Annotated in this window: 21 protein-coding genes and 1 pseudogene; 8 read left to right on the top strand and 14 right to left on the bottom strand. The window is 69.2% G+C overall.

Going from position 1 to position 25,212, the window contains the following annotated elements; translation table 11 throughout:
• Positions 1-45: 45 nt before the first annotated feature.
• The 5 genes from AB0M45_RS13450 to AB0M45_RS13430 all read right to left on the bottom strand — a co-directional run bounded on the left by AB0M45_RS13450 (position 46) and on the right by AB0M45_RS13430 (position 6,928).
• Positions 46-564, bottom strand: coding sequence for a hypothetical protein (locus AB0M45_RS13450; protein ID WP_364327205.1), 519 nt, complete (start codon positions 562-564; stop codon positions 46-48).
• 37 nt (positions 565-601) lie between these two features.
• Positions 602-1,369: an alpha/beta hydrolase gene (locus tag AB0M45_RS13445; RefSeq protein ID WP_364327202.1), complete on the bottom strand. Its 768-nt coding sequence runs from the start codon at positions 1,367-1,369 to the stop codon at positions 602-604.
• Positions 1,370-1,536: 167 nt separating this feature from the next.
• On the bottom strand, positions 1,537-4,041 hold the full coding sequence (pheT, locus tag AB0M45_RS13440; RefSeq protein ID WP_364327199.1) for a phenylalanine--tRNA ligase subunit beta: 2,505 nt from the start codon (positions 4,039-4,041) through the stop codon (positions 1,537-1,539).
• A 33-nt stretch (positions 4,042-4,074) separates the two neighbouring features.
• Complete coding sequence (pheS, locus tag AB0M45_RS13435; RefSeq protein WP_364327196.1) at positions 4,075-5,136, bottom strand: phenylalanine--tRNA ligase subunit alpha; 1,062 nt, start codon at positions 5,134-5,136, stop codon at positions 4,075-4,077.
• 361 nt (positions 5,137-5,497) lie between these two features.
• The gene (locus AB0M45_RS13430; protein WP_364327193.1) at positions 5,498-6,928 is read right to left on the bottom strand and encodes an MFS transporter; all 1,431 of its coding nucleotides are present in this window, start codon (positions 6,926-6,928) and stop codon (positions 5,498-5,500) included.
• Positions 6,929-7,057: 129 nt separating this feature from the next.
• Between AB0M45_RS13430 and AB0M45_RS13425 the strand changes: the two genes are divergently transcribed.
• Positions 7,058-7,612 carry a helix-turn-helix domain-containing protein gene (locus AB0M45_RS13425; protein ID WP_364327190.1) on the top strand — a complete coding sequence of 185 codons (555 nt, stop codon included), beginning with the start codon at positions 7,058-7,060 and terminating at the stop codon, positions 7,610-7,612.
• A 129-nt stretch (positions 7,613-7,741) separates the two neighbouring features.
• On the opposite strand, the gene AB0M45_RS13420 is transcribed toward AB0M45_RS13425, so the two are convergent.
• The 4 genes from AB0M45_RS13420 to infC all read right to left on the bottom strand — a co-directional run bounded on the left by AB0M45_RS13420 (position 7,742) and on the right by infC (position 10,132).
• Positions 7,742-8,545 (bottom strand): RNA methyltransferase, encoded by an 804-nt coding sequence (locus AB0M45_RS13420; RefSeq protein WP_364327187.1) that lies wholly within the window; start codon positions 8,543-8,545, stop codon positions 7,742-7,744.
• Positions 8,546-8,723: 178 nt separating this feature from the next.
• Positions 8,724-9,104, bottom strand: a complete 381-nt coding sequence (gene rplT / locus AB0M45_RS13415; RefSeq protein ID WP_040777418.1) for a 50S ribosomal protein L20 — start codon at positions 9,102-9,104, stop codon at positions 8,724-8,726.
• Positions 9,105-9,214: 110 nt separating this feature from the next.
• The gene (gene rpmI, locus AB0M45_RS13410; RefSeq protein WP_040777415.1) at positions 9,215-9,409 is read right to left on the bottom strand and encodes a 50S ribosomal protein L35; all 195 of its coding nucleotides are present in this window, start codon (positions 9,407-9,409) and stop codon (positions 9,215-9,217) included.
• A 57-nt stretch (positions 9,410-9,466) separates the two neighbouring features.
• Positions 9,467-10,132 carry a translation initiation factor IF-3 gene (gene infC, locus AB0M45_RS13405; RefSeq protein ID WP_364327396.1) on the bottom strand — a complete coding sequence of 222 codons (666 nt, stop codon included), beginning with the start codon at positions 10,130-10,132 and terminating at the stop codon, positions 9,467-9,469.
• Between the two features lie 338 nt (positions 10,133-10,470).
• On the opposite strand from infC, the gene AB0M45_RS13400 reads away from it, so the two are divergent.
• The 3 genes from AB0M45_RS13400 to AB0M45_RS13390 all read left to right on the top strand — a co-directional run bounded on the left by AB0M45_RS13400 (position 10,471) and on the right by AB0M45_RS13390 (position 12,212).
• Positions 10,471-10,998, top strand: a complete 528-nt coding sequence (locus AB0M45_RS13400; protein ID WP_364327182.1) for a DinB family protein — start codon at positions 10,471-10,473, stop codon at positions 10,996-10,998.
• A gap of 5 nt (positions 10,999-11,003) precedes the next feature.
• The gene (locus tag AB0M45_RS13395; RefSeq protein WP_364327179.1) at positions 11,004-11,345 is read left to right on the top strand and encodes a DUF1844 domain-containing protein; all 342 of its coding nucleotides are present in this window, start codon (positions 11,004-11,006) and stop codon (positions 11,343-11,345) included.
• A gap of 156 nt (positions 11,346-11,501) precedes the next feature.
• The gene (locus AB0M45_RS13390; protein ID WP_364327176.1) at positions 11,502-12,212 is read left to right on the top strand and encodes an alpha/beta hydrolase; all 711 of its coding nucleotides are present in this window, start codon (positions 11,502-11,504) and stop codon (positions 12,210-12,212) included.
• Between the two features lie 102 nt (positions 12,213-12,314).
• Here the strand turns inward: AB0M45_RS13390 and uvrA are convergent, their stop codons facing one another.
• Complete coding sequence (uvrA, locus tag AB0M45_RS13385) at positions 12,315-15,284, bottom strand: excinuclease ABC subunit UvrA (RefSeq protein ID WP_364327173.1); 2,970 nt, start codon at positions 15,282-15,284, stop codon at positions 12,315-12,317.
• A 568-nt stretch (positions 15,285-15,852) separates the two neighbouring features.
• On the opposite strand from uvrA, the gene AB0M45_RS13380 reads away from it, so the two are divergent.
• Entirely contained in the window at positions 15,853-17,409 is a 1,557-nt protein-coding gene (locus AB0M45_RS13380) for a GAF domain-containing protein (protein WP_364327170.1), read from the top strand.
• A 4-nt stretch (positions 17,410-17,413) separates the two neighbouring features.
• Here AB0M45_RS13380 and AB0M45_RS13375 read toward each other — a convergent pair whose 3' ends face one another.
• On the bottom strand, positions 17,414-18,190 hold the full coding sequence (locus tag AB0M45_RS13375; RefSeq protein ID WP_364327167.1) for a sigma 54 modulation/S30EA ribosomal C-terminal domain-containing protein: 777 nt from the start codon (positions 18,188-18,190) through the stop codon (positions 17,414-17,416).
• 488 nt (positions 18,191-18,678) lie between these two features.
• Here AB0M45_RS13375 and AB0M45_RS13370 point away from each other — a divergent pair, with 488 nt between their 5' ends.
• The 3 genes and pseudogenes from AB0M45_RS13370 to AB0M45_RS13360 all read left to right on the top strand — a co-directional run bounded on the left by AB0M45_RS13370 (position 18,679) and on the right by AB0M45_RS13360 (position 22,792).
• Entirely contained in the window at positions 18,679-20,028 is a 1,350-nt protein-coding gene (locus AB0M45_RS13370) for a diguanylate cyclase (protein WP_364327164.1), read from the top strand.
• 10 nt (positions 20,029-20,038) lie between these two features.
• Positions 20,039-20,323 (top strand): annotated as a pseudogene (locus AB0M45_RS13365) (antibiotic biosynthesis monooxygenase); the annotation flags it as partial.
• A gap of 171 nt (positions 20,324-20,494) precedes the next feature.
• Positions 20,495-22,792 carry an ATP-binding domain-containing protein gene (locus AB0M45_RS13360; protein WP_364327161.1) on the top strand — a complete coding sequence of 766 codons (2,298 nt, stop codon included), beginning with the start codon at positions 20,495-20,497 and terminating at the stop codon, positions 22,790-22,792.
• A gap of 112 nt (positions 22,793-22,904) precedes the next feature.
• Here AB0M45_RS13360 and AB0M45_RS13355 read toward each other — a convergent pair whose 3' ends face one another.
• The 3 genes from AB0M45_RS13355 to AB0M45_RS13345 form a co-directional block, all read right to left on the bottom strand.
• Positions 22,905-23,357 (bottom strand): universal stress protein, encoded by a 453-nt coding sequence (locus AB0M45_RS13355; protein WP_364327158.1) that lies wholly within the window; start codon positions 23,355-23,357, stop codon positions 22,905-22,907.
• A 484-nt stretch (positions 23,358-23,841) separates the two neighbouring features.
• Positions 23,842-24,255 carry a DoxX family protein gene (locus tag AB0M45_RS13350; RefSeq protein WP_364327155.1) on the bottom strand — a complete coding sequence of 138 codons (414 nt, stop codon included), beginning with the start codon at positions 24,253-24,255 and terminating at the stop codon, positions 23,842-23,844.
• 28 nt (positions 24,256-24,283) lie between these two features.
• Positions 24,284-25,180, bottom strand: coding sequence for a helix-turn-helix domain-containing protein (locus AB0M45_RS13345; RefSeq protein WP_364327152.1), 897 nt, complete (start codon positions 25,178-25,180; stop codon positions 24,284-24,286).
• Between the last annotated feature and the right edge of the window lie 32 nt (positions 25,181-25,212).

Below are 25,212 nucleotides of genomic sequence, written 5' to 3'. Positions count from 1 at the left end.
CGAAATCCATCCATCACAGTCGTCGTCCGGCGCGCCCGGCCCGGATCACGGCTGGTCTGGATCGGTGTCGTTGCCATGCAGCGATTTCCGAATCCGATCCAGGCGCTCCCGCGTGGCCTTCTCGCGTGCCTCCCATTGCTCGTCCGCGCTGCGGCCCGCGGGAGTCTGCCGGTCGAGTTCGCTCATCCCCTGCGCGGTGCCGAAGCGCTGCTCGACCTTATCGCGAACTGACTCGAAAGTAGGAACGCCCGAGGCCGAATATCCGCCGCTCTCGGCGGGTGTGGCGATACCCGGCGGTGGTACCGGTACCGCCGGTACCGCGGAAACGTCTGCGACCTGCCCGGATACCTCCGGCGGCTGCGCGGGGAACGGAACCGTCCCAGGTGGAGTGGCAGGAGTCACATCCGCCATGCGGCCGGCATCACCCGACTCGAGCAGCCCTGCCAGCGCCGCGTGGACCGCCGCGAACCCCGGCCGTCCCGCGGTCGCGACCAGCAGGACACCCGCCAGTTCCGCGTCGGGCAACCCGGCCAACCGGCTCGCGATATCGCTGTTGTCACTCATGACGCCAGGCTACGCAGCGGCGACCAGCGTGTCCGGTTCACCGCAGGACCACGCTGCCCGCCCAGTGCCGGACCAGGTCATACCAGGCCGAGCCGCCGACCGTGATCAGGTCGTTGTGCCCCGCGCCGGGAAAGACGACGAGCCGTTTCGGCTCCCTGGCCGCGGCGTAGAGCCGTTCCGCGTGCCGCGGCGGCAGCAGCTCGTCCTGGTCGCCGTGCATGATCAGCACCGGGGCGCGCAGCTCGCGGATGCGGCGTTCGTTCGGATACGCGTTCGGGACCAGCGGCGCGGGCAGGAACGGGTACACCGAGCGAGCCGCGTCGCGCAGCCCGGTGAACGTGGACATCAGCATCAACCCGGCCGGTGGGTGATACTGCGCCAGCTCGAGCACCACGCCCCCACCGAGCGATTTGCCCAGGTAGAGCACACGATCCGGATCGACACCGGGTTGCGCCAGCAGGGCCTCACGCGCCGCGCGGGCGTCCAGGTAGGTGCCGTGCTCGGTGGGCCTTCCGGTGCTACGCCCGTACCCGCGGTAGTCGAAGGCCAGCACGTCGAATCCCGCCTCGGTCAGCAACGCGAAGATCGGCACCCGATCACCGATATTGCCCGCGTTGCCGTGCGCGAACAGGATGTGCCCGGCCGATTCCCGCGCCGGAATCCACCAGGCGTGCAAGACCTCGCCGTCCAAAGTGGTCAGAGACAGGTCGGTGTAGTCCATGCCCAGCAACGCCGGGGTCTGCACGATCGTCCGTTCCGGCAGGTAGGTCAGCGCGTTGAGGATCGGACTGGCCGGATGTCGCATGCCCCTGTTCTTACTCTCGGGTGGTGGCGGGACGACAGGCGGGTGGTGCGAGGTCGCGTGCGGTCCGCGCCGCCCTCGGACACCGCAGCGCCTGGATCGGGCTACCGGACAGCACCTGAGACGCGATCATGCCGCCACCGGGGCCGCACGGTCGCCGGGTCCTCCGCTCAGCCGCGCAGGACCGCGCCAACCGCGTCGGCGGCCGCCGCGACGGCCGCGTCCCGAGCCGCGCTCGCCTCGTCTTCGGTGAGCGTCCGATCGGCAGCGCGGAAACGCAGCGCGTAGGTCAGCGACTTGCGTCCCTCGCCCGCCTGCGCGCCCTCGTAGACGTCGAACAGGGCGATGTCCTCCAGCAGCCGGCCGCCGCCCGCGCGCAGCGCGGACTCGACCGATGCCGCCGGAATCGTCTTCTCGACGCTCACCGAAACGTCCTGGAGCACCGCGGGGAACGGCGACACCGTCGGCACCGGTCGCGCTTCCCGCAGCGGCAGCGCGTCCAGGTCGAGTTCGACGGCGCAGGTGCGCGGCGGCAGACCCGAACGCTCCAGCACGGCGGGGTGCAGTTCGCCCGCGTAGCCGACGACGGCGCCCTCGACCACCATCGCGGCGCAGCGACCGGCGTGCCAGGGCAGGTCCGCGGCGGGGCGGCGCTCGATGGTGACGCCCGCCGCGTCGGCGGCCGCGTCCGCCAGCGCGAACGCGTCCGCGGCCTCGACCGGGCGACCCGGCCCCCACGGCCCGCGCGGCTCGCGGCGGCCGGTCAGGACCGCGGCCACGTGCACCGGCTGGTCGGGCAGCGAGTCGAGCAGCTGGGCGACCTCGTCACCGGTGGGACGCCGGTCCACCGGAAGCGGCTCGACCGCCCGGACGTTCGGCCCCGGCAGCACCACCTGCGCGATGCCGTAGATCGCGAGATCACGCGCACCCCGCGAGATATTGCGGACGGCCACCTCGAGCAGGCCGGGCAGCAAGGTGGTGGCCAGTTCGGCGCGTTCCACGTCCAGCGGGTTCAGCACCCGGGTGGTGATCCGGCGCGGGTCGTCGGCGGCCAAGCCCCACGTGTCGAACACACCGGCGGGCAGGAACACCGGCGGCGGGACCTCCACGGCACCGGCGAACGCGAGCGCGCGGCTCACCGCACGACGACGGCGCTGGGCCGGGGTGAGCCCGCGCCCGGCCGGGGCGGCGGGCAGCACGGACGGGATCTGCTCGAGCCCCTCCAGCCGCAGCACCTCCTCCACCAGGTCGGCGGGCTGGGCCAGGTCGGGCCGCCAGCTCGGCGGGGTCACCACCAGCTGACCGTGTCCGGTCTCGCTGACGCCGACCTCGACGGTGCAGCCGATCTGGGCCAGGCGGCGCGCCGAGGTCCCGGTCGGGTAGATGACGCCCGCGACGCGATCGGCCAGATCGATGTCGATGCGGATCGGCTCGGCGGCGAGTGCGGGGATCCGGACGTCGGTGAGCACGGGTTCGATGGTGCCGCCCGCGATCTCGGCGAGCAGGCTCGCGGCCCGGTCGAGCGCGGCGACGTTGATCTCCGGATCGACTACGCGCTCGTACCGCTTGCCCGCCTCGGACACCAGCTTGTGCCTGCGCGCGGTCCGGTAGATCCGCAGCGGGTTCCAGGTGGCCGCCTCGAGCAGGATGTCGGTGCTCTCCGACCCCACCTCGGAGCTCGCGCCACCCATCACACCGGCCAGCGAGATGACGCCGGAATCGTCGGCGATCACCACGTCCTCGGGGTCGAGCACGCGCTCCACATCGTCCAGCGTGCGCAGCTTCTCCCCCGTGCTCGCGCTGCGCACCACCAGGCCGCCCGACACCTTCGCCGCGTCGAACGCGTGCAGCGGCTGCCCGAGCTCGAGCATCACGTAGTTGGTGACGTCCACCGCGGGCGAGATCGGGCGCACACCCGACAGCAACAGCCTGCGCTGCAACCACCAGGGGCTGACCGCCGTCGGATCGATGCCGGTGACCCGGCGCGCCGCGAAGCGGGTGCACTGCGAACTCGGCTCGACCCGGATCGACCAGGCTTCCGCCTCGTAGTCGGGCAGCGTCCGCACGGCCGGGTCGGCGTAGTCGAGATCGAAACCGCAGGCCAGTTCGCGGGCCAGCCCGCGCACCGAGAAGCAGTAGCCGCGGTCGGGAGTGATGTTCAGCTCGATGACGGTGTCGTCCAGTCCGAGCAGCTCGTTGGCGTCGGTACCGGGCTCGGCGGTGCCCGGCTCCAGCACCAGGATGCCGGAGTGTTCCTTGCCGATGCCGAGTTCGGCGACCGAGCAGATCATGCCGTTGGAGACATGGCCGTAGGTCTTGCGCGAGGTGATCTGGAACCCACCCGGCAGCACACCGCCGGGCAGCACCACGACCACCAGGTCACCGACCGCGAAATTGCTTGCGCCGCAGATGATCTCCTGCAACTCGGGCGCGCCGATATCCACCTTGCAGAAGCGGATCGGCTTCTTGAACTCGGTCAGCTCGGCGATCTCGGCGACCCGGCCGACCACCAGCGGCAGCCGGCCGTCCGCGCCGTCGACGCGCTGGAGCTTGTCGACCTCTTCGACTTCCAACCCGACCCGGACGAATCCCGCGTCGAGCTCCTCCGGCGTCACCGACCACTCCGGGTTGGTGCGCTGGATGATGTCGGTCAGCCAGGACTGCGCTACTCGCACTTGACGTTTCGCTCTCTCGATCGAAGGGTGGGGTCAGGACCGGATACCGAAGGGCAGCGTGAAACGCACGTCGCCTTCGACGATGTCCCGCATGTCCGGGATGCCGTTGCGGAACTGCAGAGTGCGCTCCAAGCCCATGCCGAACGCGAACCCGCTGTACACCTCGGGATCGATCCCGCTGGCGATCAGCACCTTCGGGTTCACCATGCCGCAGCCACCCCACTCGACCCAGCCGGGACCGCCCTTCTTGTCCGGGAACCACACGTCGACCTCGGCGGAAGGCTCGGTGAACGGAAAGTAGTTGGGGCGCATACGCGTGCGGGTCTGCGGACCGAACAGCGCCCTGGCGAACGCGTCCAGGGTGCCGCGCAGGTGCGCCATGGTCAGGCCCTTGTCCACCGCCAGGCCCTCGACCTGGGAGAACACCGGGGTGTGCGTGGCGTCCAGCTCGTCGGTGCGGAACGTGCGGCCGGGGCAGACCACGTAGATCGGCAGGTCGCGTTCCAGCATCGAGCGCACCTGCACCGGAGAGGTGTGCGTGCGCAGCACCTGCCGGGAACCCTCCGGCGCGATGTGGAAGGTGTCCTGCATGGTGCGCGCCGGGTGGTCGGGCAGGAAGTTCAGCGCGTCGAAGTTGAAGTGCTCGGTCTCCACCTCGGGACCCTCGGCGACCTCCCAGCCCATCGCGACGAACACGTCGGCGATCTGCTCGGAGATGACCGTGATCGGATGCCGGGCGCCCACTGCCGTGCGGCGCGCGGGCAGCGTCACGTCGATGGCCTCGGCGACCAGCACGGCCGCATCGCGCTCGGCCAGCAGCGTGGCGCGGCGGGCCTCGAACGCCTCGGACACTCTGCCTCTGGCGAGGTTGACCCGCTTGCCCGCGTCGGCCTTCTCCGACTTCGGAAGGCCACCCAAAGCACGCTGAGCCAGCGCCAGCGGCGCCTTGGCGCCGAGGTGTTCGGTTTTCGCGACCGCGAGCGCATCCAGGTCGGCGGCAGCGGCGAACGCCTTCTCGGCGGCCGCCGCTGCCGCGGCCAGTGCCTCCTCGGTCAGCGCCGCGTTCTGCTCGCCTGCGTCGATGTCGTCGGCCACGATGCTCCGTCTCTCCCCTGGGGATCGGTTCGCGGGCACAGCTGATTGCCGACCCGCATTGCTGCTGGTCGCATCGTATTCGATGGCCCGGGGGCGATTCACGCGGATTACCCGGTAGCGCAGACCAGACAGTCTGTTATCGAGACGTCAACCAGGACCGATCGCGGCAAGCCGCGCCAGCTGAGAGCCCTGGATCACCATGTCCTGCCACGACGTGGGGCGGTATCCCGGTTGCCACTGCGCACAGCAGAAGCGCCCCTTCCCGCCGAAGCATGGGGAAGGGCGCCCGACCTGGTCATCGGGGCCGCCCCGCCGGAGAAGGCAGGCTCGGCAGCGGCGATGCCGGAGGCCAGCATGCGGGTCAGTCCGCCACGACCACCCGCCGCGGCAACAGCAGTGACACCAGCGCGCCCGCCGCGACGATGCCCGCGCCGACCCAGACGGCGGGCACCAGCCCGTCCACGAAGCTCTGCGGCCCCAAGTAGGAACCGGACGAGGCGAACACCGACGCGAGCACCGCGACACCCATCGCCACGCCGATCTCGCGGATCGTGTTGTTGGTACCCGAGGCCATGGCCTGGTCCTCCGGCGCCGCACTGGCCATCACGATGGTCGACGCGGGCGCGAAGGTCAGCCCCATCCCCACGCCCGCGAGCAGGAACGGCGCGACATACGAGCCGTAGCCGATATCCACGGTGGTGATCGCGGCCATCCAGGCCAGCGCGGCGGCCAGCAACACCTGCCCCGTGGTGATCAGCGTGCGCGCGCCCACCCGGTCCACCAGCAGACCCGCGATCGGCGCCACCACCATCGGCGCCATGGTCCACGGCATGGTGCGCACACCCGATTCCAGCGGGCTGTAGCCCTGCACCACCTGGAAATACTGCGCGAGCAGGAAGATCGACCCGAACACGCCGACCGAGAAGGCGAAGCCGACCACATTGCTCACGCTGAACGCACGGGAACGGAACAGCCGCAGCGGCAGCATCGGCTCCGGCGTGCGCAGTTCCCAGCCGATCAGGCCGATCAGCAGCGCGGCACCGCCGATCAGCGCGGACAGCACGCTCGCGGAGGTCCAGCCGTCGTCGGCCCCGTGGATGACGCCCCACACCACCGCGAGCACGCCGCCCGCCGACAGCAGCAAGCCGATCGGATCGAGGCGGCGGCTGCCGCCGTGCGATTCGGCGAGCACCCGCGCCGCGAACGGCAATACCACCAAGCCGATGGGCACGTTCAGCCAGAAGATCCACTGCCAGCTGAGCCCGTCCACCACCGCGCCGCCGATGAGTGGCCCGAGTGCGACACCGAGACCGGCGATCCCACCCCAGATGCCGATGGCCGCGTTGCGCATCCGTTCCGGAACGGCCGCCGACAGCAACGTCAGCGACAGCGGCATCACGCCCGCCGCGCCGAAGCCCTGCACCGCGCGTGCGGCGATCAGCATGCCCGGCCCGGTCGCCAGCGCGCAGGCGGCGGAAGCCAGCGTGAACAGGGCGATGCCGAGCAGGAAGATCCGGCGCCTGCCCAACCGGTCGCCGATGGCAGAGGCGGTGAGCAGCAGCGAGGCGAACGACAGCGTGTACGCGTTGACGAACCACTGCAGGTCGGCCAGCGACGCCCCCAGTTCGGTGCGGATCACCGGCAGCGCGTTCGTCACGACCAGGTTGTCCAGCGTGACCATGAACATCGGGATGCCGACGGCGGCCAGGACGGCGGCGAGCCTGCGCCCGCCGATCGTCCGCCCGGGCGTCACAACCGGCGTCGCGGCCGCGGATTCGAGAGTCTCGGTCATGTCCAGTCCTTGTTGTAATTGACTGATAACTAGTTGCCTCGCAACGGTATGCATTGACTGATAACATGTCAAGAGCAGGCCACTAACCAGCAGAAATGGAGCACGATGGCGGGAACGAACAGGACCAGAATGACCGCGACCGAACGGGGCGAGCAGGTATTGCGCGCGGCCGTCTCGGCCTTCGCAGAGTCCGGTTACGCCGCCACCAAAACCGACGAGATCGCCCGGCGCGCAGGCGTCTCGCAGCCGTATGTGATCCGGCTCTTCGGCACCAAACAGCACCTCTTCCGCGCCGCGCTGCATCGCGTATGCGACCGGATCGAGGAAATCTTCCGGACGCAGCGCGCCGACGCGGAGCCCGACGCGAGCCCCGACGAGGCATTGGCCGCGCTCGCCAGCGGCTACGCGGCGTTCCTGGCCGAACGAGAACTGCTTCAGGTGCTGCTGCACGGGTTCGCGGCCAGTGCCGACCCCCAAATCGGCGACGAGGTCAGGGCGCGGTTCGGGGCGATCTACCAGCTGATCCGGGAACTGACCGGAGCACCCGAAATCGAGGCGCGGCGCTTCCTGGCCACCGGCATGCTGCTCACGGTGATGAGCGCGATGCGGGTCGCCGGGCCGGACGCGGTGCCCGCGGCATGGGCGACGGAGATCATGGAAGACCTGCGCAAATACGGCGATTGACCAGCGGGGCTCCGTTACGCGGCATCAAGGTACGCCGTCCGGGCCGGCTGTGGCTGCCGGGAACTGTGCTGCGCCCGGCACCGGATGTCGGTCCGCGGCCCGCACACGCAGCGCCGCAGGCGCTACAAATCAGCCACCGTAGCGGACGCGGGAGTTCGCGTAGAGGCAGATCGCGGCGGCTGTGGCCAGATTCAGGCTCTCGGCGCGGCCGCGAATGGGGATGCGGATGCGGTGGTCGGCGCGGCGCGCGACGGCCGGGTCGAGGCCGTGCGCCTCGTTGCCGAACAGCCACGCGACCGGTTGGGTGAACAGTTCGTCGGCGTCGTCGAGGTCTACTTCGCCGTTCGCCGCGGTCGCCAGGATCGTGATGCCCGCCGCCGCGATCGACTCCAGTGTTTCGGCGACGTCCCGGTGCCGTGCGATCGGCACATGGAAGATGCTGCCCGCGCTCGCACGCACGCACTTGCCGTTGTGCGGGTCGACGGTGTCGCCCGCCAGCACCACGCCGTCGGCGCCGACGGAATCGGCAACCCGGACCAGCGTCCCCGCGTTACCCGGCTCGGCCATCTCGACAGGAACGGCCAGCATCCGCGGGCTGGCGTCGAGGATTTGCACCAAAGGCACGTCGAGCAGATCGCAGACCGCCACCAGCCCGGGAGCCGTGACGGTCTCGCCGAGATGCTGTGCCGCGCGATCGCTCACCAGCGTGGTGCGCACCCCCGTGGCGGCCGCGGCTGCGATCAGCGCGTGGTCGCGTTCGGCGGCCGCCCGCGAGTAGAACAGCTCGTGCACCCGTGCCGTCTCCAGCGCGGCGGCTACCGCGTTGGCACCCTCGGCGAGGAATCGGCCGGTCTTGCGACGCTGCGCGCTGCGTTGCAGCTTGACCGCGGAAACGACCCGCGGATTGCGCCAGTCGATAAATTCAGCTTCCACAGCGACCTGCCCATACCGACACGGAAACAACCTGCGGATTGCGCGAGCTCATCAAAGGCCGGCTCAGCGGATCGGCCGAAGGCTGACCCGACAGAACGACCCGCGGATTGCGCTCGCTGAGCGCTTCCACGGGTCGTTCCGACAGTTGTCCGCGTGCGTGTGTCAATCAGCGTCCGGATCAGGCTGCCGGGGCGTTGACATCCTGCGGCAGGGCGGCCTTGGCGACCGCGACGAGACCGGCGAACGCCTCGGCGTCCGACACCGCGAGCTCGGCGAGAATCTTGCGGTCCACCTCGACACCCGCGGCCTTCAGGCCCTGGATGAAGCGGTTGTAGGTGATGTCGTTGATCCGCGCCGCGGCGTTGATCCGGGCGATCCACAGCTTGCGGAAGTCACCCTTGCGCGCCCGGCGGTCCCGGTACGCGTAGGCGAGCGAGTGCAGCTGCTGCTCCTTGGCCTTGCGGTACAGCCGCGAGCGCTGGCCACGGTAGCCCTTGGAGGCCTCGAGAATGGAACGGCGCTTCTTCTGCGCGTTGACGGCCCTTTTGACGCGTGCCACTGGTCAGTCCTGTTCGATCTGGGGCGCGGGGCGGCGCCCGGAAATGGGTCGGGAATGGGGCCGGACATGGTCCGGTCGCGATATGCCGGCTGGTCAGCGCGGCGGCGCGATCAGATACCGAGCAGCTTCTTCACACGACGGACGTCGGCGGCGGCGACGACCTCCACGCCGTCCAGACGACGAGTCCGGCGGGTGGGCTTGTGCTCGAACAGGTGGCGACGGTTCGCCTGCTGGCGAAGCAGCTTGCCTTTGCCGGACACCTTGAATCGCTTCGAGGCGCCGCTGTGGCTCTTCATCTTCGGCATGGATTCCTCTATCTGTCGTCCGGCGGCCCCGTAGGACCGCCGGTGTTCTGATCGGTGTTACTGCGGGCCGGCCGTCTCGGCCTGCTCCGCGGCGGGCTGACCGGCCGGTGCGGCGCTGGGCGCCGGGCGCTGGGTGGACTCCTGCTGCGCCTTCACCCGCGTCTTCGCACCCTTGTGGGGGGCGAGGACCATGGTCATGTTGCGACCGTCCTGCTTGGCCGAGGTTTCCACGAAACCGAGGTCGGCGACGTCGGAGGCCAGCCGCTGCAGCAGCCGGAAGCCGAGTTCGGGCCGGGACTGCTCACGGCCGCGGAACATGATCGTCACCTTGACCTTCGACCCGGCTTCGAGAAAGCGAACGACGTTCCGCTTCTTGGTCTCGTAGTCGTGATCGTCGATCTTCGGACGGAGCTTCTGCTCCTTGATCACCGTCTGCTGCTGGTTCTTCCGGGACTCGCGCGCCTTCTGCGCCGTCTCGTACTTGAACTTGCCGTAGTCCATGATCTTGCAGACCGGTGGACGAGCATCGGGTGCCACCTCGACGAGATCGAGGTCGGCTTCGAGGGCGACGCGTAATGCATCCTCAACACGCACGATCCCAACCTGCTCGCCGCCGGGTCCGATGAGCCGGACTTCGGGAACACGGATGCGATCGTTGATGCGGGTCTCAGTGCTGATGGGGCCTCCTAGGTCAAGCGGTGTCGTCAGACGACCGCACGCAATAACTGCAACCCCTGTTCAACACAAAGGCCCCGGTGCGGTATTCCGCGACACGGGGCCCGAGGTCGACCGATCGCCGATCGCGAGCGAACTCGGATCGACCCTCGTGTGGCGGCTCTCCTACGAGAACCCCGGCACAAGAAACCCGCCCTCGCCGGGCGGGCGACCGGACCGTTGACCGTACGATCACTCGTCGGCAGCGGTGGGAGTCGGGCTCCACTTATCAGCCCCGGGCAATCCCGGGGCGGTCGTCGGCGGCCAGTCTAACATTCCGTTCGGCTATCGCCGAATCGGGACGAAAACCGCTTGCCCGGCCGTATCCCGCGTGCCACGCTCCCCCGGTGCGCACACCATGCCGTGACCTGCTGCGCTGGCAATTCGACCTGACCTGGTCCCTCGCCGGCCTCCATCTCGACGCGCTGGCGCCCGAGGACTTCCTCTGGGAACCCGCCGGGCTCACCTGGACCGTCCGGCCCGACGCCGAGGGCGTGTGGCGGCCGGACTGGGCCGATACCGAACCCGACCCCGTTCCGGTCCCCACGATCGGCTGGCTCACCTGGCACATCGGCTGGTGGTGGGGCGCGGCCATCGACCACGCCGAGGGGAAGACCCCACCCGCGCGGGAGGACGTGCACTGGCCCGGCGACGGCCCCGCGGCGATCACCTGCCTGCGCGACCTCGGCACGGAATGGGAGCGGGTGCTCGACGGACTGACCGAATCGGACCTGGATCGCCCCACCGCCTATCCGTGGCCCGCAGACGCCGGACTGACGCTCGCGCATCTGGCCGGCTGGGTGAACGCGGAGCTGATGAAGAACGTCGCGGAGATCGGCCACCTCCGGATGCTGCGGGCGGCGTCGCTAGCCTGAAGGGCATGACTGACGAGCTCGACACCTCCGTACGCGAACTGGCCGACATCCCCGCGGTCGAGGTGATCAGCCGCGCCGCCGTGATGCTGATGAGCTCGGCGGCGGAGAAGCTCGGGCTGGCCGACGAGGATCCGGACGCCAGTCCGCGCCGCGACCTGGACGAGGCACGGCGCGTGATCACCGCGCTGGCCGGACTGGTGACGGCGTCGGTGGAGTACCTGGGTCCGCACGCCGGGCCGATCCGCGAGGGCCTGCAATCGCTGCAGCGCGCCTTCCGCGAATCGTCCGCCCATCCCGACGAGCCGGGCAAAGGCCCGGGCGAGAAATACACCGGCCCGGTCTACTGACTCGAAGCGGACCGGACTCCCGACGCCTGGCATCGGCGGGAAACTACCCGGTCGCCGCGATGCGCCACGCCGACGCGAGGCGGAAAATCAGGACGAAACACACGCTGCGGCACCGAAGTTTAGGAAAATTCCCAGTGGGTAGGGCACAGTGAGGCCATGGCTACTCGGATTCTTCTCGCTCCCGGATTCTGGCTCGGTGCATGGGCGTGGGACGAAGTCGCCCCCGATTTGTGCCAGCGCGGCAACGAGGTCATGGCGCTCACGCTGCCCGGCTTGGACGCCGCGGACCCCGACCGGTTGTCGGCGACCCTGGAAACCCAGGCGCAGGCCATCATCGACGCGGTGCCCGCGGGGAAAACCGTCGCGCTGGTCGCGCATTCCGGCGGCGCGGCGCCCGCGTATCTGGCCATCGACCGCGCGCCCGAGCTGTTCCACCGCGCGATCTACGTCGACAGCGCGCCGCTACCGAACGGCTTCGTCATCAACTCCGCACTGGATATCGCCGCACGCGAATGGACCCTGCCGGAATGGTCCGAGCTGGAGGCCGAGGGCAACAGCCTGGCCGGGCTGGACGAGGCGGCCCTGGCTCGCTTCCGCGAGCGTGCCGTGCCCGAGCCCGTGTCCGTCGCTGCGGCACCGCTGCGCTTGAGCGATTCGCCCACGCGGCTCGCCGTCCCCACCACCGTGATCTGCAGCAGCATGACCGCCGAGCTGGTCAAGAAGCTGCGGGACAACGGCGAAGCGGCGATCTTCGCCGAGCTGGGCCGCATCGATGCCGAATACGTCGACCTGCCGACCGGCCACTGGCCGATGTGGTCCAAGCCGAAAGAGCTCGCGGAACTCATCGACGCGATCGCGAACCGCTGACGTCATCGACGGGCGACACCGTCAACCGCCGACCGGCCAACGCACCAACAACGAAAGCGGCGAGACCCGATCGAACCCGGACCCCGCCGCGCCCACGACAGGTCAGCCGACCGCCGCCGCCTTCTTCGTCACCCGCTTGGTCGCCTTGGCAGCGGTGGATTCGGCTCCCCGCGCCGGCTTCTTCGCCGGAGCCTTCTTCGCGGCGTTCGGCGCGGAAGGCTGGTCCAGTACCTCCCGGAGGAACTGGCCGGTGTAGCTGCCGGTCACGGCCGCGACATCTTCCGGCGTGCCCTGGGCCACCACGGTGCCGCCGCCGGATCCGCCCTCCGGACCCATATCGATCACCCAGTCGGAGGTCTTGATGACGTCGAGGTTGTGTTCGATGACGATCACCGTGTTGCCCTTGTCCACCAGGCCGTTGATCACGGCCAGCAGCTTGCGGATGTCCTCGAAGTGCAGGCCGGTGGTCGGCTCGTCGAGGATGTACACCGTGCGTCCGGTGGACCGCTTCTGCAGTTCGGCGGCCAGCTTCACGCGCTGCGCCTCGCCGCCGGACAGGGTCGGCGCGCTCTGGCCGAGACGCACGTAGCCGAGCCCGACGTCCACCAGGGTCTTGAGATAGCGGTGGATCGAGGTGACCGGTTCGAAGAACGCCGCGGCCTCCTCGATGGACATGTCCAGCACCTCGGCGATGGTCTTGCCCTTGTAGTGCACCTCGAGGGTTTCCCGGTTGTAGCGGGCGCCATGGCAGACCTCGCACGGGACGTACACGTCCGGCAGGAAGTTCATCTCGATCTTCAGCGTGCCGTCGCCGGAGCAGGCCTCACAGCGGCCGCCCTTGACGTTGAACGAGAATCGGCCGGGCTGGTAACCGCGGACCTTCGCCTCGGTGGTGGCCGCGAACAGCGTGCGGATCTTGTCGAAGACGCCCGTGTAGGTGGCCGGGTTCGACCGCGGCGTGCGGCCGATCGGCGACTGGTCCACCTGCACCAGCTTGTCCAGATGGTCGAGCCCGTTGACCCGGGTGTGCCGGCCCGGCACCTGCCGCGCGCCGTTGAGCCGGTTCGCCAGCACCGTCGCCAGGATGTCGTTTACCAGCGTCGACTTGCCCGACCCGGATACGCCGGTCACCGCGGTGAGCACGCCGATCGGGAAGCTGACGTCGATGCCGGTGAGATTGTGCTCGCTCGCCCCGACCACGGTGAGCTGCCGCTTCTTGCTGACCGGTCGGCGTACCAGCGGAACCTCGATGCGCTCCCGGCCGGAAAGGTACGCACCGGTGAGCGAGTTCGGATCGGTGAGCAATTCCTCGTACGGCCCGCTGTGCACCACCGTGCCGCCGTGCTCGCCGGCGTACGGGCCGATGTCGACCACCCAGTCCGAGGCGCGGATGGTGTCCTCGTCGTGCTCGACGACGATCAGCGTGTTGCCCAGATTGCGCAGGCGCGTGAGGGTTTCGATGAGCCTGCGGTTGTCCCGCTGGTGCAGGCCGATGGACGGCTCGTCGAGCACGTAGAGCACGCCGACCAGGCCGGAGCCGATCTGGGTGGCGAGCCGGATGCGCTGCGCCTCGCCACCGGAGAGGGTGGCGGCCGCGCGGGAGAGCGTCAGGTACTCCAAGCCGACATCGAGCAGGAAGCCCAGTCGTGCCTGCACCTCCTTGAGCACCTGCCCGGCGATGGCGGTCTCGCGCTCCCCCAGCGTCAGCGAGTTCAAGAACCGGGAGCATTCGCCGATGGACAGGTCGCTGACGTCGGCGATGGATTTCTTGTCGCCGTTCGCGGCGATGGTGACCGCGAGGATCTCCGGGCGCAGCCGGGCACCGTTGCACACCGGGCACGGGATGTCGCGCATGTACCCGTCGTAGTGCTCTTTCATCTGCTCGGACTCGGTGTTCTCCATGCGCCGCTGCAAGAACGGCATCACACCCTCGAAATCCGCGTAGTACGAGCGTTTGCGGCCGTAGCGGTTGGTGTAGGACACATGCACCTGGTCGGCGCTGCCCTCCAGCACCGCTTTGCGCGCCTTCGGCGGGAGGTCTTGCCACGGCGTGTCCATCGAGAAGCCGATGGAATCGGCGAGGCCGGACAGCAGCCTGGTGAAGTACTCGGCGGTCTGCCCGCGCGACCAAGGGGCGATCGCGCCCTCGTTCAGGCTCAGCGCCGGGTCGGGCACCACCAGGTCCGGGTCGACCTCCTTGCGAATGCCGAGGCCGGTGCAGTCCGGACAGGCGCCATAGGGCGAGTTGAACGAGAACGAGCGCGGCTCCAGGTCCTCGATGTCGAGCGGGTGACCGTTGGGGCAGGCCAGGCGCTCGGAGAAACGGCGCTCCCGGTCGTGCGCGTGCTCGTCGCGGTCGACGAAATCGAGCACGACGATGCCATCGGCCAGCCGCAACGCGGTCTCGATCGAGTCGGTGAGGCGCTGCTTCGAATTCGGCTTGACCGCGAGGCGATCGACGACGACCTCGACGTCGTGCTTCTCCTGCTTCTTCAGCTTCGGTGGATCGGTGAGCGGATACACCACGCCGTCCACCCGCACGCGGGAGTAGCCCTGCGTGTTCAGCTGGTCGAACAGGTCGACGAACTCGCCCTTGCGGGTGCGCACCACCGGGGCGAGCACCTGGAAGCGGAGGCCCTCCTCCATGGCGAGCACCTGGTCGACGATCTGCTGTGGCGTCTGCTTGGCGATCAGCTCACCGCACACCGGGCAGTGCGGGGTGCCCGCACGCGCGTAGAGCAGGCGCAGGTAGTCGTACACCTCGGTGATGGTGCCCACGGTCGAGCGGGGGTTGCGGTTGGTCGACTTCTGGTCGATCGACACCGCGGGCGAGAGACCCTCGATGAAGTCGACGTCGGGCTTGTCCATCTGGCCGAGGAACTGGCGCGCGTAGGCCGACAGCGACTCGACGTAGCGCCGCTGCCCTTCCGCGAAGATCGTGTCGAAGGCCAAACTCGACTTGCCCGAGCCGGACAGACCGGTGAACACGATGAGACTGTCGCGGGGCAGGTCGAGATCGACCCCCTTCAGGTTGTGCTCCCGAGCTCCGCGCACAGTGAGGCGTTCCGCCACAGGCCGTCCCTTCTCCTTCGTGGTCGACGTCCAGACATCCCCCCGGCTGCCATGCTAGGCATGGGCACCGACAAGTTTCCCCGACCGCCCGTCACCTCAATGAATGGCGGAGCCCCGCGGCCGGACAGTACGGATGGAGCCGGGAAACGGGCCAGGACGCCTCCGTAGCATCGCCCTCCCGGCACCACTGGTCAACAGCACGGCGCGGACAGTCATTCCACCAGGAGGCTGTGCGGTGCCGCAGAGCGGGCGGTGCGGATCTCCGAGCAAGCCGTGCGGCCGGTGACGCGGGTACTGCCCGACGCAGGCCATGGCGAATGACAGCGCTGTGGCGGTCGGGCCGTACTCGACCCGGCTGGGGGCGGAGACCAGCAGCTATACGTGCCGACAGCAAGTCGTCGAGCAGATCGAGGCGACCGAGCCCAGCGCGTGGCCGATGCACCGGCCGATTTCGGCGCGGAACTGTCCGACGGTCGACTGCGGGTGCCCGGCATACGGACGTCGGACGGCGATACAGCCGACTAGACTGAGCGAGCTCTGCGCACCCCACCGGCCTCCGGAAACCTCTATGACGGACGTCACCCCCAGCCTCCCGGCTACGGTGCTCGGCACCTTGCGCGTCATCGTGCGGACTGCCGCGCGCCTGGTCGACGCACGCTACGGCGCGTTAGGCGTGCGCGGAAACGACCTGCAGCTGGTCGAATTCATCCACGAGGGCATCGATGACGCGACCCGGGCGCGGATCGGCCGACTGCCCGAGGGCCACGGCGTGCTGGGACTGCTGTTCGTGCAACCGGAACCGATCCGGCTGGCGGATCTGTCGAAACACCCCGCGTCGGTGGGATTTCCGCCGCGTCATCCGCCGATGCGGAGCTTTCTCGGCGTCCCGGTGCGGATCGGCGAGGAGATCTTCGGCAACCTGTACCTCACGGAAAAGGCAGGCGGGCAACCGTTCACCGACGACGACGAGTCGATCGTGCTGGCACTGGCCGCCGCGGCGGGCATCGCGATCGAGAACGCACGGCTGTACGAATCCGCACGGACCAGGCAGGCATGGATCACAGCGACCCGCGACATCGCGACCGAGTTCCTCGCGGGCACCACGCCGGATCTGGTCCTCGCGCAGGTGGTCGCCCGCGCCCGTGCGCTGACCGGCTCGCAGCAGGCGCTGCTCGCCGTGGTGGCGCCGGGGACGCCGCCCGAGGAGGCCACCGAGCTCATCGTGGCGCAATGGTTCGGCCCCGGCCATGGGCCGCGGCGGGTGCGCATCGCCGACACCGCCACCGGCAAGGCGCTCTGCGAACGCGCGGTGGTACAGGTGACCGACGCCGGGTCCGTCGATCTGGGCGCACCGATCGGGCCCGCGGGGCCAGCGGTGATCCTGCCGCTGCGGACGGCCGACCTCGTGCTCGGCGTGCTGATCCTCGCGCGTCCACCCGCCTGCGGTACTTACACCGACGACCTGATCGAACTGACCGCGGCCTTCACCGACCAGGCGGCGCTGGCCATGCAGTTGGCCGAGACCCAGCGCAGGATGCGCGAGCTCGACGTACTCGCCGACCGCGACCGCATCGCGCGCGATCTGCACGACCACGTCATCCAGCGGCTGTTCGCGGTCGGTCTCGGGCTGCGGGCCACCGCGGCCCGCACCGGCGATCCCGAAGTGCGGCAACGAATTTCGGCCGAGATGGACGGATTACAGGAGGTGGTACAGGAGATCCGCACGTCGATCTTCGACCTGCACGGCGGCGACCCCCTGCGGCGGCGGCTCGAGGACGCGATCCGGCAGCAGACCGCGGACGCCGCCTTCCGGACGAGCGTGCGGTTCTGCGGACCGTTGTCGGTGGTGGGTGACGCACTCGCCGATCACGCGGAAGCCGTGGTGCGCGAATCGGTCAGCAACGCGGTGCGTCACTCCGGCGGGAACCGGCTGTTCGTCGAGATCGCCGTCGGTGACGAACTGACCGTCCTCGTCGAGGACAACGGCGCGGGCATGCCCGCGGACGTGGCACGCAGCGGCCTGGCCAATCTCGCGCACCGCGCGCATCTGTCGGATGGCCACTGCACCGTGGAACGCGCCGCGAACGGCGGCACCAGGGTCCACTGGTCCGCGCCGCTCGCCTAGCGCATCAGGCGGGAACGACGAGCGCGAGGTCGTCGTCGTAACGCCGGTACAGCAGCCCTCCGCGGCCGCTGTCCGGGTCGGTGTAGAACAGGAACGGCAATCCCTTGCGGCAGAGCACGTTCGCCGCATCGCCGGGATTGAGGCGCGGGGCCGGTTCCGCGTCGACGACGATCGGGACGGAGGCCGCGATCACCTCCGGCGACCAGACCGGCGGGTACGTCGCGCGCTGCCGGATGAGCCGCACACCCTCGGCGGCCCAGTGCACCACGGCGTCTTCGCCGGTCTCGACGTCGGTGAACAGGTGAGCGTCGTAGTCCATCGCGTCCAGCACGGCGACCGCTTCGGCGGGCGTGCAGGTCAGCAAGGTGCGGTGTTTCCTGCGGACGATCTCCCGAGGTTCGCCGACTCGGGCCAGCGCGGGGCGGGCCGGGTCGGGCCAGATCCGGGACTCGTGCGCGGCCATCCGCGCCAGCTGGCGATCCAGGCGTTCGGCGGCGAACGTGACCGCGAAGCCGCGCGGCCCGGTGACCTGGACCCGCGTGGTGATGTCCCGGCCGGAGATATCGGCCTGCACCACCGTCGGCTCTTCCGGGTCGGAGGGCGCGGTGAGGCGCGCCCGGGCGGCCGCGTCGAGGTGATGCCTGCGCAGGACGCGGCCGATCGCCCGCACCGTCCGGGTCACGTCCATGGCCGGCACGGGCCCTCGGGTGGTCACCGCGACTTCCGGCGCCGCCGCCGTCACCCAGTGTTCCGACGTGAATCGCCGCCCCGAGGAAACCATCTGTCACGCCCCGCTTTCCAGATCGATCCAGTCCACCCCTATGCCATCACCGCAAAGGTGCCGCGAACAGGGCCGAAAGTCACCATCGGCGAATTCGACTGGCGCAGCCGCGATTCAGGCCCTGCTGGTCACACAACACCATGCACCATCGTACGGACCGCGATCAACGCAATCCACCCCCGCGACGCTCCCCACCCCAGCCGCGCCGATCCCGGCTTCCGTCATATGATCTTGATGGCGGGGTGAGTCGCTTCGGAACCGGCAGCGGTGTTCGGGTCGACGCCCGGCAGTCTCGCTCCTCCACCGGCTCCCGGGCCGAGCACCGTACCCGGCCGCGAACGGTTCTGTCATGAACGCCGGATGGAATCCGAAATAGTGCCGGTACTGTGATCAGAGCAATAGCGTGGTCGGTGTGATCTTGTCCACGTCGATACCACAATAATCCCGTGTTCCAATGGCCATAATGGGGTCGATGATCGGGGGTTCGAGTGGGTGATGACAAGCTAGCCGCCGCGGTCGACGCCGCCGAACAGCTGGCCGAGCGCTACCGCTCCCTGGTCGAGCACACCCCCGACGGGATCTGTGTGCACGAGGGCGGGATGGTCGTCTACGTCAATCCCGCTACCGTCCGCCTGCTCGCCGCCGAGAGCGCCGAGCAGGTGATCGGCCGGCCGCTGACCGACTTCGTCCATCCGGCCTCGGTCCCCGCGATGCTCGACCGCATCGGCGCGCTCACCGTCGCGGGCACGGCCTCGGCTCCGACCGAAATATCGCTGATGCGGCTGGATGGCGTGAGCGTCCCCGTCGAGACGGTGTCGGTGCTGACCGCTTGGCACGACCGTCTCGCCTATCAGGTGGTCATCCACGACCTGACCGCCCAGCGCGACGCCGAGGCCGCGCAGCGCCGGGCCGAGCACTACTTCACCACGGTGGTCTCCCAGCTGGAGGAGGGTGTCGTGGTGATCGATCCGGAGGGGCGGATCGAATCGATGAATCCGGCGGCAAAACGCATCTTCGGCACCGAGGGACCCGACCGGCACGTGATCGGCCGCACCATTCAGTCGCTTCCGCTGGTGCTGCTGGACGCCAATGCCCAGCCGCTGCCGCCGAGCCGCCATCCCGTCGCACGCACCCTCGCCACGGGCGAGACCATCACCGGCTACGTCTTCGGCGTCGACCGCGTCGACGGCCAGCGCCGCTGGCTGTCGGGCAGCAGCCGCCTGCTCAATCCCGGCGACGCGCGTTCGTCGGCGGTGTCCTCCTTCGCCGACATCACCGAGTTCCGCGCCAGCAGACGCCAACTGGAATACCAGGCCACGCACGATTCGCTGACCGGCCTGGCCAACCGCTCCCTGATCCTGTCCCAGCTGGCCGCCGCGCTGGCCAGCGCCGAGGAGCTGCTGCCGGTGTCCACCGTGCTGTTCATCGACCTGGACGGGTTCAAGGCGATCAACGACACGCTCGGGCACGCCATCGGCGACACCGTGCTGCAGATCGTCGCGCAGCGGCTGCAACGCGCGCTGCGCGGTGACGACATCGTCGGCAGGCTCGGCGGTGACGAGTTCCTCGTGCTGTTGTCCGGGGTCACCCGGCGGGTCGACATCGACGCGCTGGTGGCCCGGCTCCGTTCCACCATGGCCGAGCCGATCATCGCCCGCGGGCACCGCATCCAGGTGAACGCCTCGATCGGAGTCACCGAGCTGAGCGCGGGCGACCGGCGCACCCCTGAGGCCGTGCTGCACGACGCGGACCTGGCGATGTACCGCGCGAAGCCACCGGGACACCGGGACGGCGCCACCGCCTCGGTCCGCAGACCGAACAGCACCCACGCCTCCTGACGGGTTCCGCATGATCATCGAACACGCCCTGCTGCCCGTCCGGCCGGAGTCGGCCGCCGACTTCGAGGCCGCCTTCGCCGCGGCGCGGCCGATTATCGCGAGCATGCCCGGATTCCGCTCGCTGTCGCTGTCGCGCGGCATCGAGTCGCCGGGCAGCTACCTGCTCCGGGTGGAGTGGGACCACCTCGACGATCACGTCGTCGGATTCCGCGGCTCCGCGGAATACCAGCGCTGGAAGGATCTCTTGCATCACTTCTACGATCCGTTCCCGGTGGTCGAGCACTTCGCGCCGGTGCTGCCCGCCTGGGCCGGCGACCAGGCCGCCGGCTCGCCGTCATGGGTGTCACCTGCGACTACGGCGAGCCCTCCGCAACCCCAGTAGACTCGACAACTCTGCTTTCCGAGCGTTCACCTGCCCGGCCGGGTAGCGTGCTCGCGGCTCTTCGCGGTGACAAGGAGTTCCGTTTTGCCCGACCTCACTCAGGACCGTGCCGCCCATTCCGGCACCCCCGAGCGGACCCGCGAGACCGAACAGGAACAGGCCTACCTGTCGGTGCTGTACGACCGGCTGGACGAGATGCGCGCCTACGCGCGCAACCGGCTGCGCACGGTGCTGCTGGAGACCGGCGGCACCCCGCAGGCCCGCAGCGAACGGGAGTCCTTCACCCACCTCTACACCGAGGACCTGGCGAAATACGACGCCGCCGAACATGGGCTGTGCTTCGGCCGCATCGACATCGACGGTGACCAGGAGGAGTACCGCTACATCGGCAGGCTCGGCATCCTGGACGAAAAGGACGACTACGAGAGCCTGCTGTTGGACTGGCGCGCCCCGCTGGCCCGGCCGTTCTACCTGGCCACCACCGCGGCCCCGGACGGCGTCACCCGCCGCAGGCACATCCGCTCGCGTAACCGCACGGTGACCGCGATCAACGACGAATACCTCGATCTGGAGGCCGCGCGCCGGGCCGGCGTCGCCGCGGGCGACGGCGGTGTCGGCAGCGAAAGCGCGCTGCTGGCCGCGCTCAACGCCGCCCGCACCGGCCACATGAACGACATCGTCGAGACGATCCAGCACGAGCAGGACGCCATCATCCGCTCCGAGCACAAGAGCGTGCTCGTCGTGCAGGGCGGGCCGGGCACCGGCAAGACCGCCGTCGCGCTGCATCGCGCCGCCTATCTGCTCTACACCTACCGCCAGCAGCTGGCCAAGAGCGGCGTGCTGATCATCGGGCCGAACGCCACCTTCCTGGACTACATCGGCCAAGTGCTCCCGTCCCTCGGCGAGACAGGAGTCCTGCTGTCCACCGTCGGCAACCTCTACCCGGGCGTGCGGGCGACCCGCGAGGACTCGCTGCGCGCGGGCGAGATCAAGGGTTCGCTGGCGATACTCGACGTGCTCAAGCAGGCGGTGCGCGACCGTCAGGAGGTGCCCGCCGAACCGATCCGGCTGAGCTTCGACGGATATCCGGTCGTGCTGGACCGGAAGATCGTCACCAAGGCTCGTGGCCGCGCGCGGTCCTCGCGCCGCCCGCACAACCTGGCCCGGCCGATCTTCGCCGCCTCGGTGATCGACGCGCTGACCGACCAGCTCGCGCGCACCATGGGCGCCGACCTCTCCGGTGGTCCCAGCCTGCTCAGTTCGGCCGACCTCACCGAGATCAGCGACGAGATGCGCGCCGACCCGCAGATCCAGGGCGCCATCAGCGAGCTGTGGCCGATTCTGTCGCCGCAGGACGTCCTCGCCGACCTGCTCGCCGACCCGAAGCGGCTGGACCGGGCCGCGCGTTCGCTGGACCCGGCCGACCGCGCCGAACTGCTGCGCCCGGACAACGGCGAGTTCAGCGCCGCCGACGCGCCGCTGCTGGACGAACTCGCCGAATTGCTCGGCGTGGACGACACCGAGGAGCGCGAGCGCGCCCGTCGCCGCTGGCGCGCGCAGCTCGCCGAGGCGCAGGACGCGCTGGATATCCTGACCGGCTCCGCACCGCAGGATCTCGAAGACGAGCTCGACCCCGAGATCCTCATGGCCTACGACCTGATCGACGCGAGCCAGCTTGCCGAACGCCAGGACGTGCGCACCCGGCAGACCACCGCGGAGCGCGCCGCGGGCGACCGCTCCTGGACCTACGGGCACGTCATCGTGGACGAGGCGCAGGAATTGTCGGAGATGGCCTGGCGCATGGTGATGCGACGCATCCCGAACCGGTGGGTCACCGTGGTCGGCGACGTCGCGCAGACCGGCGACCCCGCGGGCACGTCCTCATGGCAGCGGATGCTGGAACCCTACGTCGCCACCCGGTGGAAGCTCACCGAGCTTACCGTCAACTACCGCACCCCCGCCGAAATCATGGACGTCGCGGCCGACGTCCTCGCCGCGATCGATACCACCGTGTCCGCGCCGCGGTCGGTCCGTGAGACCGGCGTCGCGCCCCGCGCTTACCGGGTCGCTCCCGGCGACGTGCACGCGCGGGTCGCTCAGCTCGTCGCCGCCGAGACCGGCCCCGGCACCACGGCGGTGATCGCGCCGCACGCGCTGGTGGCGCGGCTGGGCGACCTCGCGGGCGAGTCGGTGCGGGTGCTGACCGTGCACGAGGTGAAGGGCCTGGAGTTCGACGCGGTGTACTTGGTCGAGCCGCAGAGCATTCTCGACGAATCGCCGCGCGGGCTCAACGATCTCTACGTCGCACTCACCCGCGCGACCCAGCGGCTGGGTGTGGTGCACAGCGCCGAGTTGCCGGAGGTGCTCGACCGGCTGCGCTGATAACAGGGCCCGCGGACGACGAAAGGCCCCGTGTCGCATGATGCTTCGCGATGAACACGGAGCCTGGTCCTCGGTGTAGAGCGGGGTGGAGGACTCCCGTAGGCCGATCAGCTCAGCGCACGGTGTGCACGATCAGCACGTCCGAGCGCGACTTGCGCGCCACGTCGGACGGCACCGAACCGAGCAGCCGGCCGGTCAGCGTGTTCAGACCACGGTTGCCGACCACCAACAGGTCAGCCTCGACCTCCTTGACCAGCGACAGCAGCGACTCCACCGGCTCGCCGACCACGGCGCGCTCGATGATGTCGGCCGCGCCCGCCGCGATGGCCTTGTCGCGCGCGATGCGCAGGATCTCGTTGGTCGGCGCGGAACCGCGCACCTGGTAGGCCTCCTCTTTGAGGACATCGGCGGCGATGGCGACATCGCGATCGTCGGTCGGGTAGTACGCGCAGGCCACGACCAGCGTCGCGCCGGAGAAGCCGGCCAGAGCGCCGGCCTTCTCGACGGCGACATACGACGAGTCCGAGCCATCGGTACCGACGACAATGGTCCGGTAGGCGGTCATTCTCTCCTCCAACTATGCGGTGGGTCGGGTGCCGCGCGCGGGGTCTCCCGGCCAGGTCGGGGCATCGGCGCGGCGACTGGGGTCGACCATAGCGGCAAACGAAGCGGAAATTTCCGAAATCGCAAGACATCACACTTCGGGTGTTAACGATTCCCGCCACGGATTCGCCGGAGAATGCCGGAAAGGGCCCGAGCAACCAGCACCGACCCAATTCCGGCGCAGTAAACCTGTGATGTGCCACAACGGAATCGAACGGGATTGCGGCCCTGGGATATTCGTCACAGAGCCAGGTACATCACACGCGGATCGGCCCGCCCCGGCCGCGTGAATCACGCACCGGGACGGGCCGATCGAGCCTGGGCTACCGTGCCGCTACGGCCACGGCCGATAGTTGGCCCAGAATATGCCGAGAATCGCACCGATGATGTCCATGTCTTCCTCTTCCCGCGATAAAAGAACGTGCAATATTAGCGCGCCGACCGGGCTAGAGGTTGAAAAGCGGCCCGGTGATGGTCAATCCGAGTTCGTCCACGTGCGCGAAGAACGCGAACAGCATCAGGGCGGCGCCGGCCAGGGCGAGATCCTTGTTGAACTGGATCATCTCCTGCTGCCTGGCTTGCGGGTCGGTCTCCTTCCAGAATCCGTGCATCAGGAAGGCGGTCGGCAGCACCATGACCACCAGCAGCAGCGACCCGAGATCGGCCCACACGCCGAGCAACACACTCAGACCGCCGAGCGCCAGCAGCACACCCGAGGCGAGCACGGCGTACTTCGGCATGGGCACGCCCCGGCTCTCCGTGTATCCCGTCATCGCCTCGGTCTGGGTGAAGTGCCCGAGCGCGGAACTCAGGAAAAGCATCACGAACAGCACCCGCCCGATCAACACCACTACATCCATGTGCGGCTCCTCGTCGACTGTCCAGCAACTACCTCGTGGTCGGCATGACCTTTGCGGTTACCTCGTCGCGGGACCGTAGCGAATACTTGGCATATTCCAGCGGAGCCATACCCACTTCCGCGGTGAACTCACGCGAGAAGTGCGCCTGGTCGAAATAGCCCAGCTCCGCGGCCAGCGCGGCGAGATCTTCGGTCCGGCCCTTGGCCAGCAGATCGGCTCCGTCCTGCAACCGATAACGCCGCAGCACCCATTTCGGGCCAGCCCCGACGTATCGGCGGAACACGCGCTGCAGCGTGCGAGCGGGCACACCGAAGCGGTCGGCGATCTGGTCGACCCTGGTCAACTCCTGGTCGGTGGCCATGGCGTCGACGATGCGCAGCACGAGCCGGTAGGTCGGGTCGTCGACCGCAGGCCTGCCCGTGAGGTACTCCTCGACGACAGCGCGGCGCCGTTCGTCGGTGGGTGCGTCGAGCACCCGCTCGGTCAAACCGGCCGCGTCGGGCATGACGTCGGTGATGGCCACGACGCGGTCGCGAAACGAACCCACGTCGAGCCCGGTGAACGCCCCGAAACCGCCCGCCCGGAAGCGGATACCGAATGTCTCCCCGCCCCCGCTGAGTTCGCGAATGAATTTGGTGGTGCGCACACCGTTGACGAATCCACCGGTACGCGTGGCGGATCGTTCGAAGGTGACGTTCACGCTCGGATAGGACAGCACCTCGGCGCGATACGGCGGCCTGCCGTGCAGATCCCAGCGCACCGCCCAGTACCACTCGACGTAGCGGTCCACCGCATTGCTCGGCGGCAAGCGAAGCAACGAGCGATGTTGGGCCTGCTCGGCCGGATGCAGAATGCCTTTGGTGTCGGTGGGCACCAAGGGATTGCGCGAAGGCTGTGGCTCGGCGGATTCGGCGTTACCGCGCACGGTGTCGCTTTCTTACAAGACCCGCCGACCAC

The organism is Nocardia sp. NPDC051787 (assembly GCF_040681325.1).
GTDB lineage: Bacteria > Actinomycetota > Actinomycetes > Mycobacteriales > Mycobacteriaceae > Nocardia.
This window is presented reverse-complemented; position numbering and strand designations above follow the sequence as displayed.

Excerpts from the sequence above, each read along its gene's own strand:
- AB0M45_RS13395 (WP_364327179.1), top strand. The coding sequence starts at position 11,004 with ATGACTGACGAGCTCGACACCTCCGTACGCGAACTGGCCGACATCCCC.
- AB0M45_RS13350 (WP_364327155.1), bottom strand. The coding sequence starts at position 24,255 with ATGGATGTAGTGGTGTTGATCGGGCGGGTGCTGTTCGTGATGCTTTTC.
- rpmI (WP_040777415.1), bottom strand. The coding sequence starts at position 9,409 with ATGCCGAAGATGAAGAGCCACAGCGGCGCCTCGAAGCGATTCAAGGTG.
- AB0M45_RS13380 (WP_364327170.1), top strand. The coding sequence starts at position 15,853 with ATGACGGACGTCACCCCCAGCCTCCCGGCTACGGTGCTCGGCACCTTG.
- AB0M45_RS13425 (WP_364327190.1), top strand. The coding sequence starts at position 7,058 with ATGACCGCGACCGAACGGGGCGAGCAGGTATTGCGCGCGGCCGTCTCG.
- AB0M45_RS13445 (WP_364327202.1), bottom strand. The coding sequence starts at position 1,369 with ATGCGACATCCGGCCAGTCCGATCCTCAACGCGCTGACCTACCTGCCG.
- AB0M45_RS13390 (WP_364327176.1), top strand. The coding sequence starts at position 11,502 with ATGGCTACTCGGATTCTTCTCGCTCCCGGATTCTGGCTCGGTGCATGG.
- AB0M45_RS13430 (WP_364327193.1), bottom strand. The coding sequence starts at position 6,928 with ATGACCGAGACTCTCGAATCCGCGGCCGCGACGCCGGTTGTGACGCCC.
- AB0M45_RS13375 (WP_364327167.1), bottom strand. The coding sequence starts at position 18,190 with ATGGTTTCCTCGGGGCGGCGATTCACGTCGGAACACTGGGTGACGGCG.
- AB0M45_RS13355 (WP_364327158.1), bottom strand. The coding sequence starts at position 23,357 with ATGACCGCCTACCGGACCATTGTCGTCGGTACCGATGGCTCGGACTCG.
- AB0M45_RS13450 (WP_364327205.1), bottom strand. The coding sequence starts at position 564 with ATGAGTGACAACAGCGATATCGCGAGCCGGTTGGCCGGGTTGCCCGAC.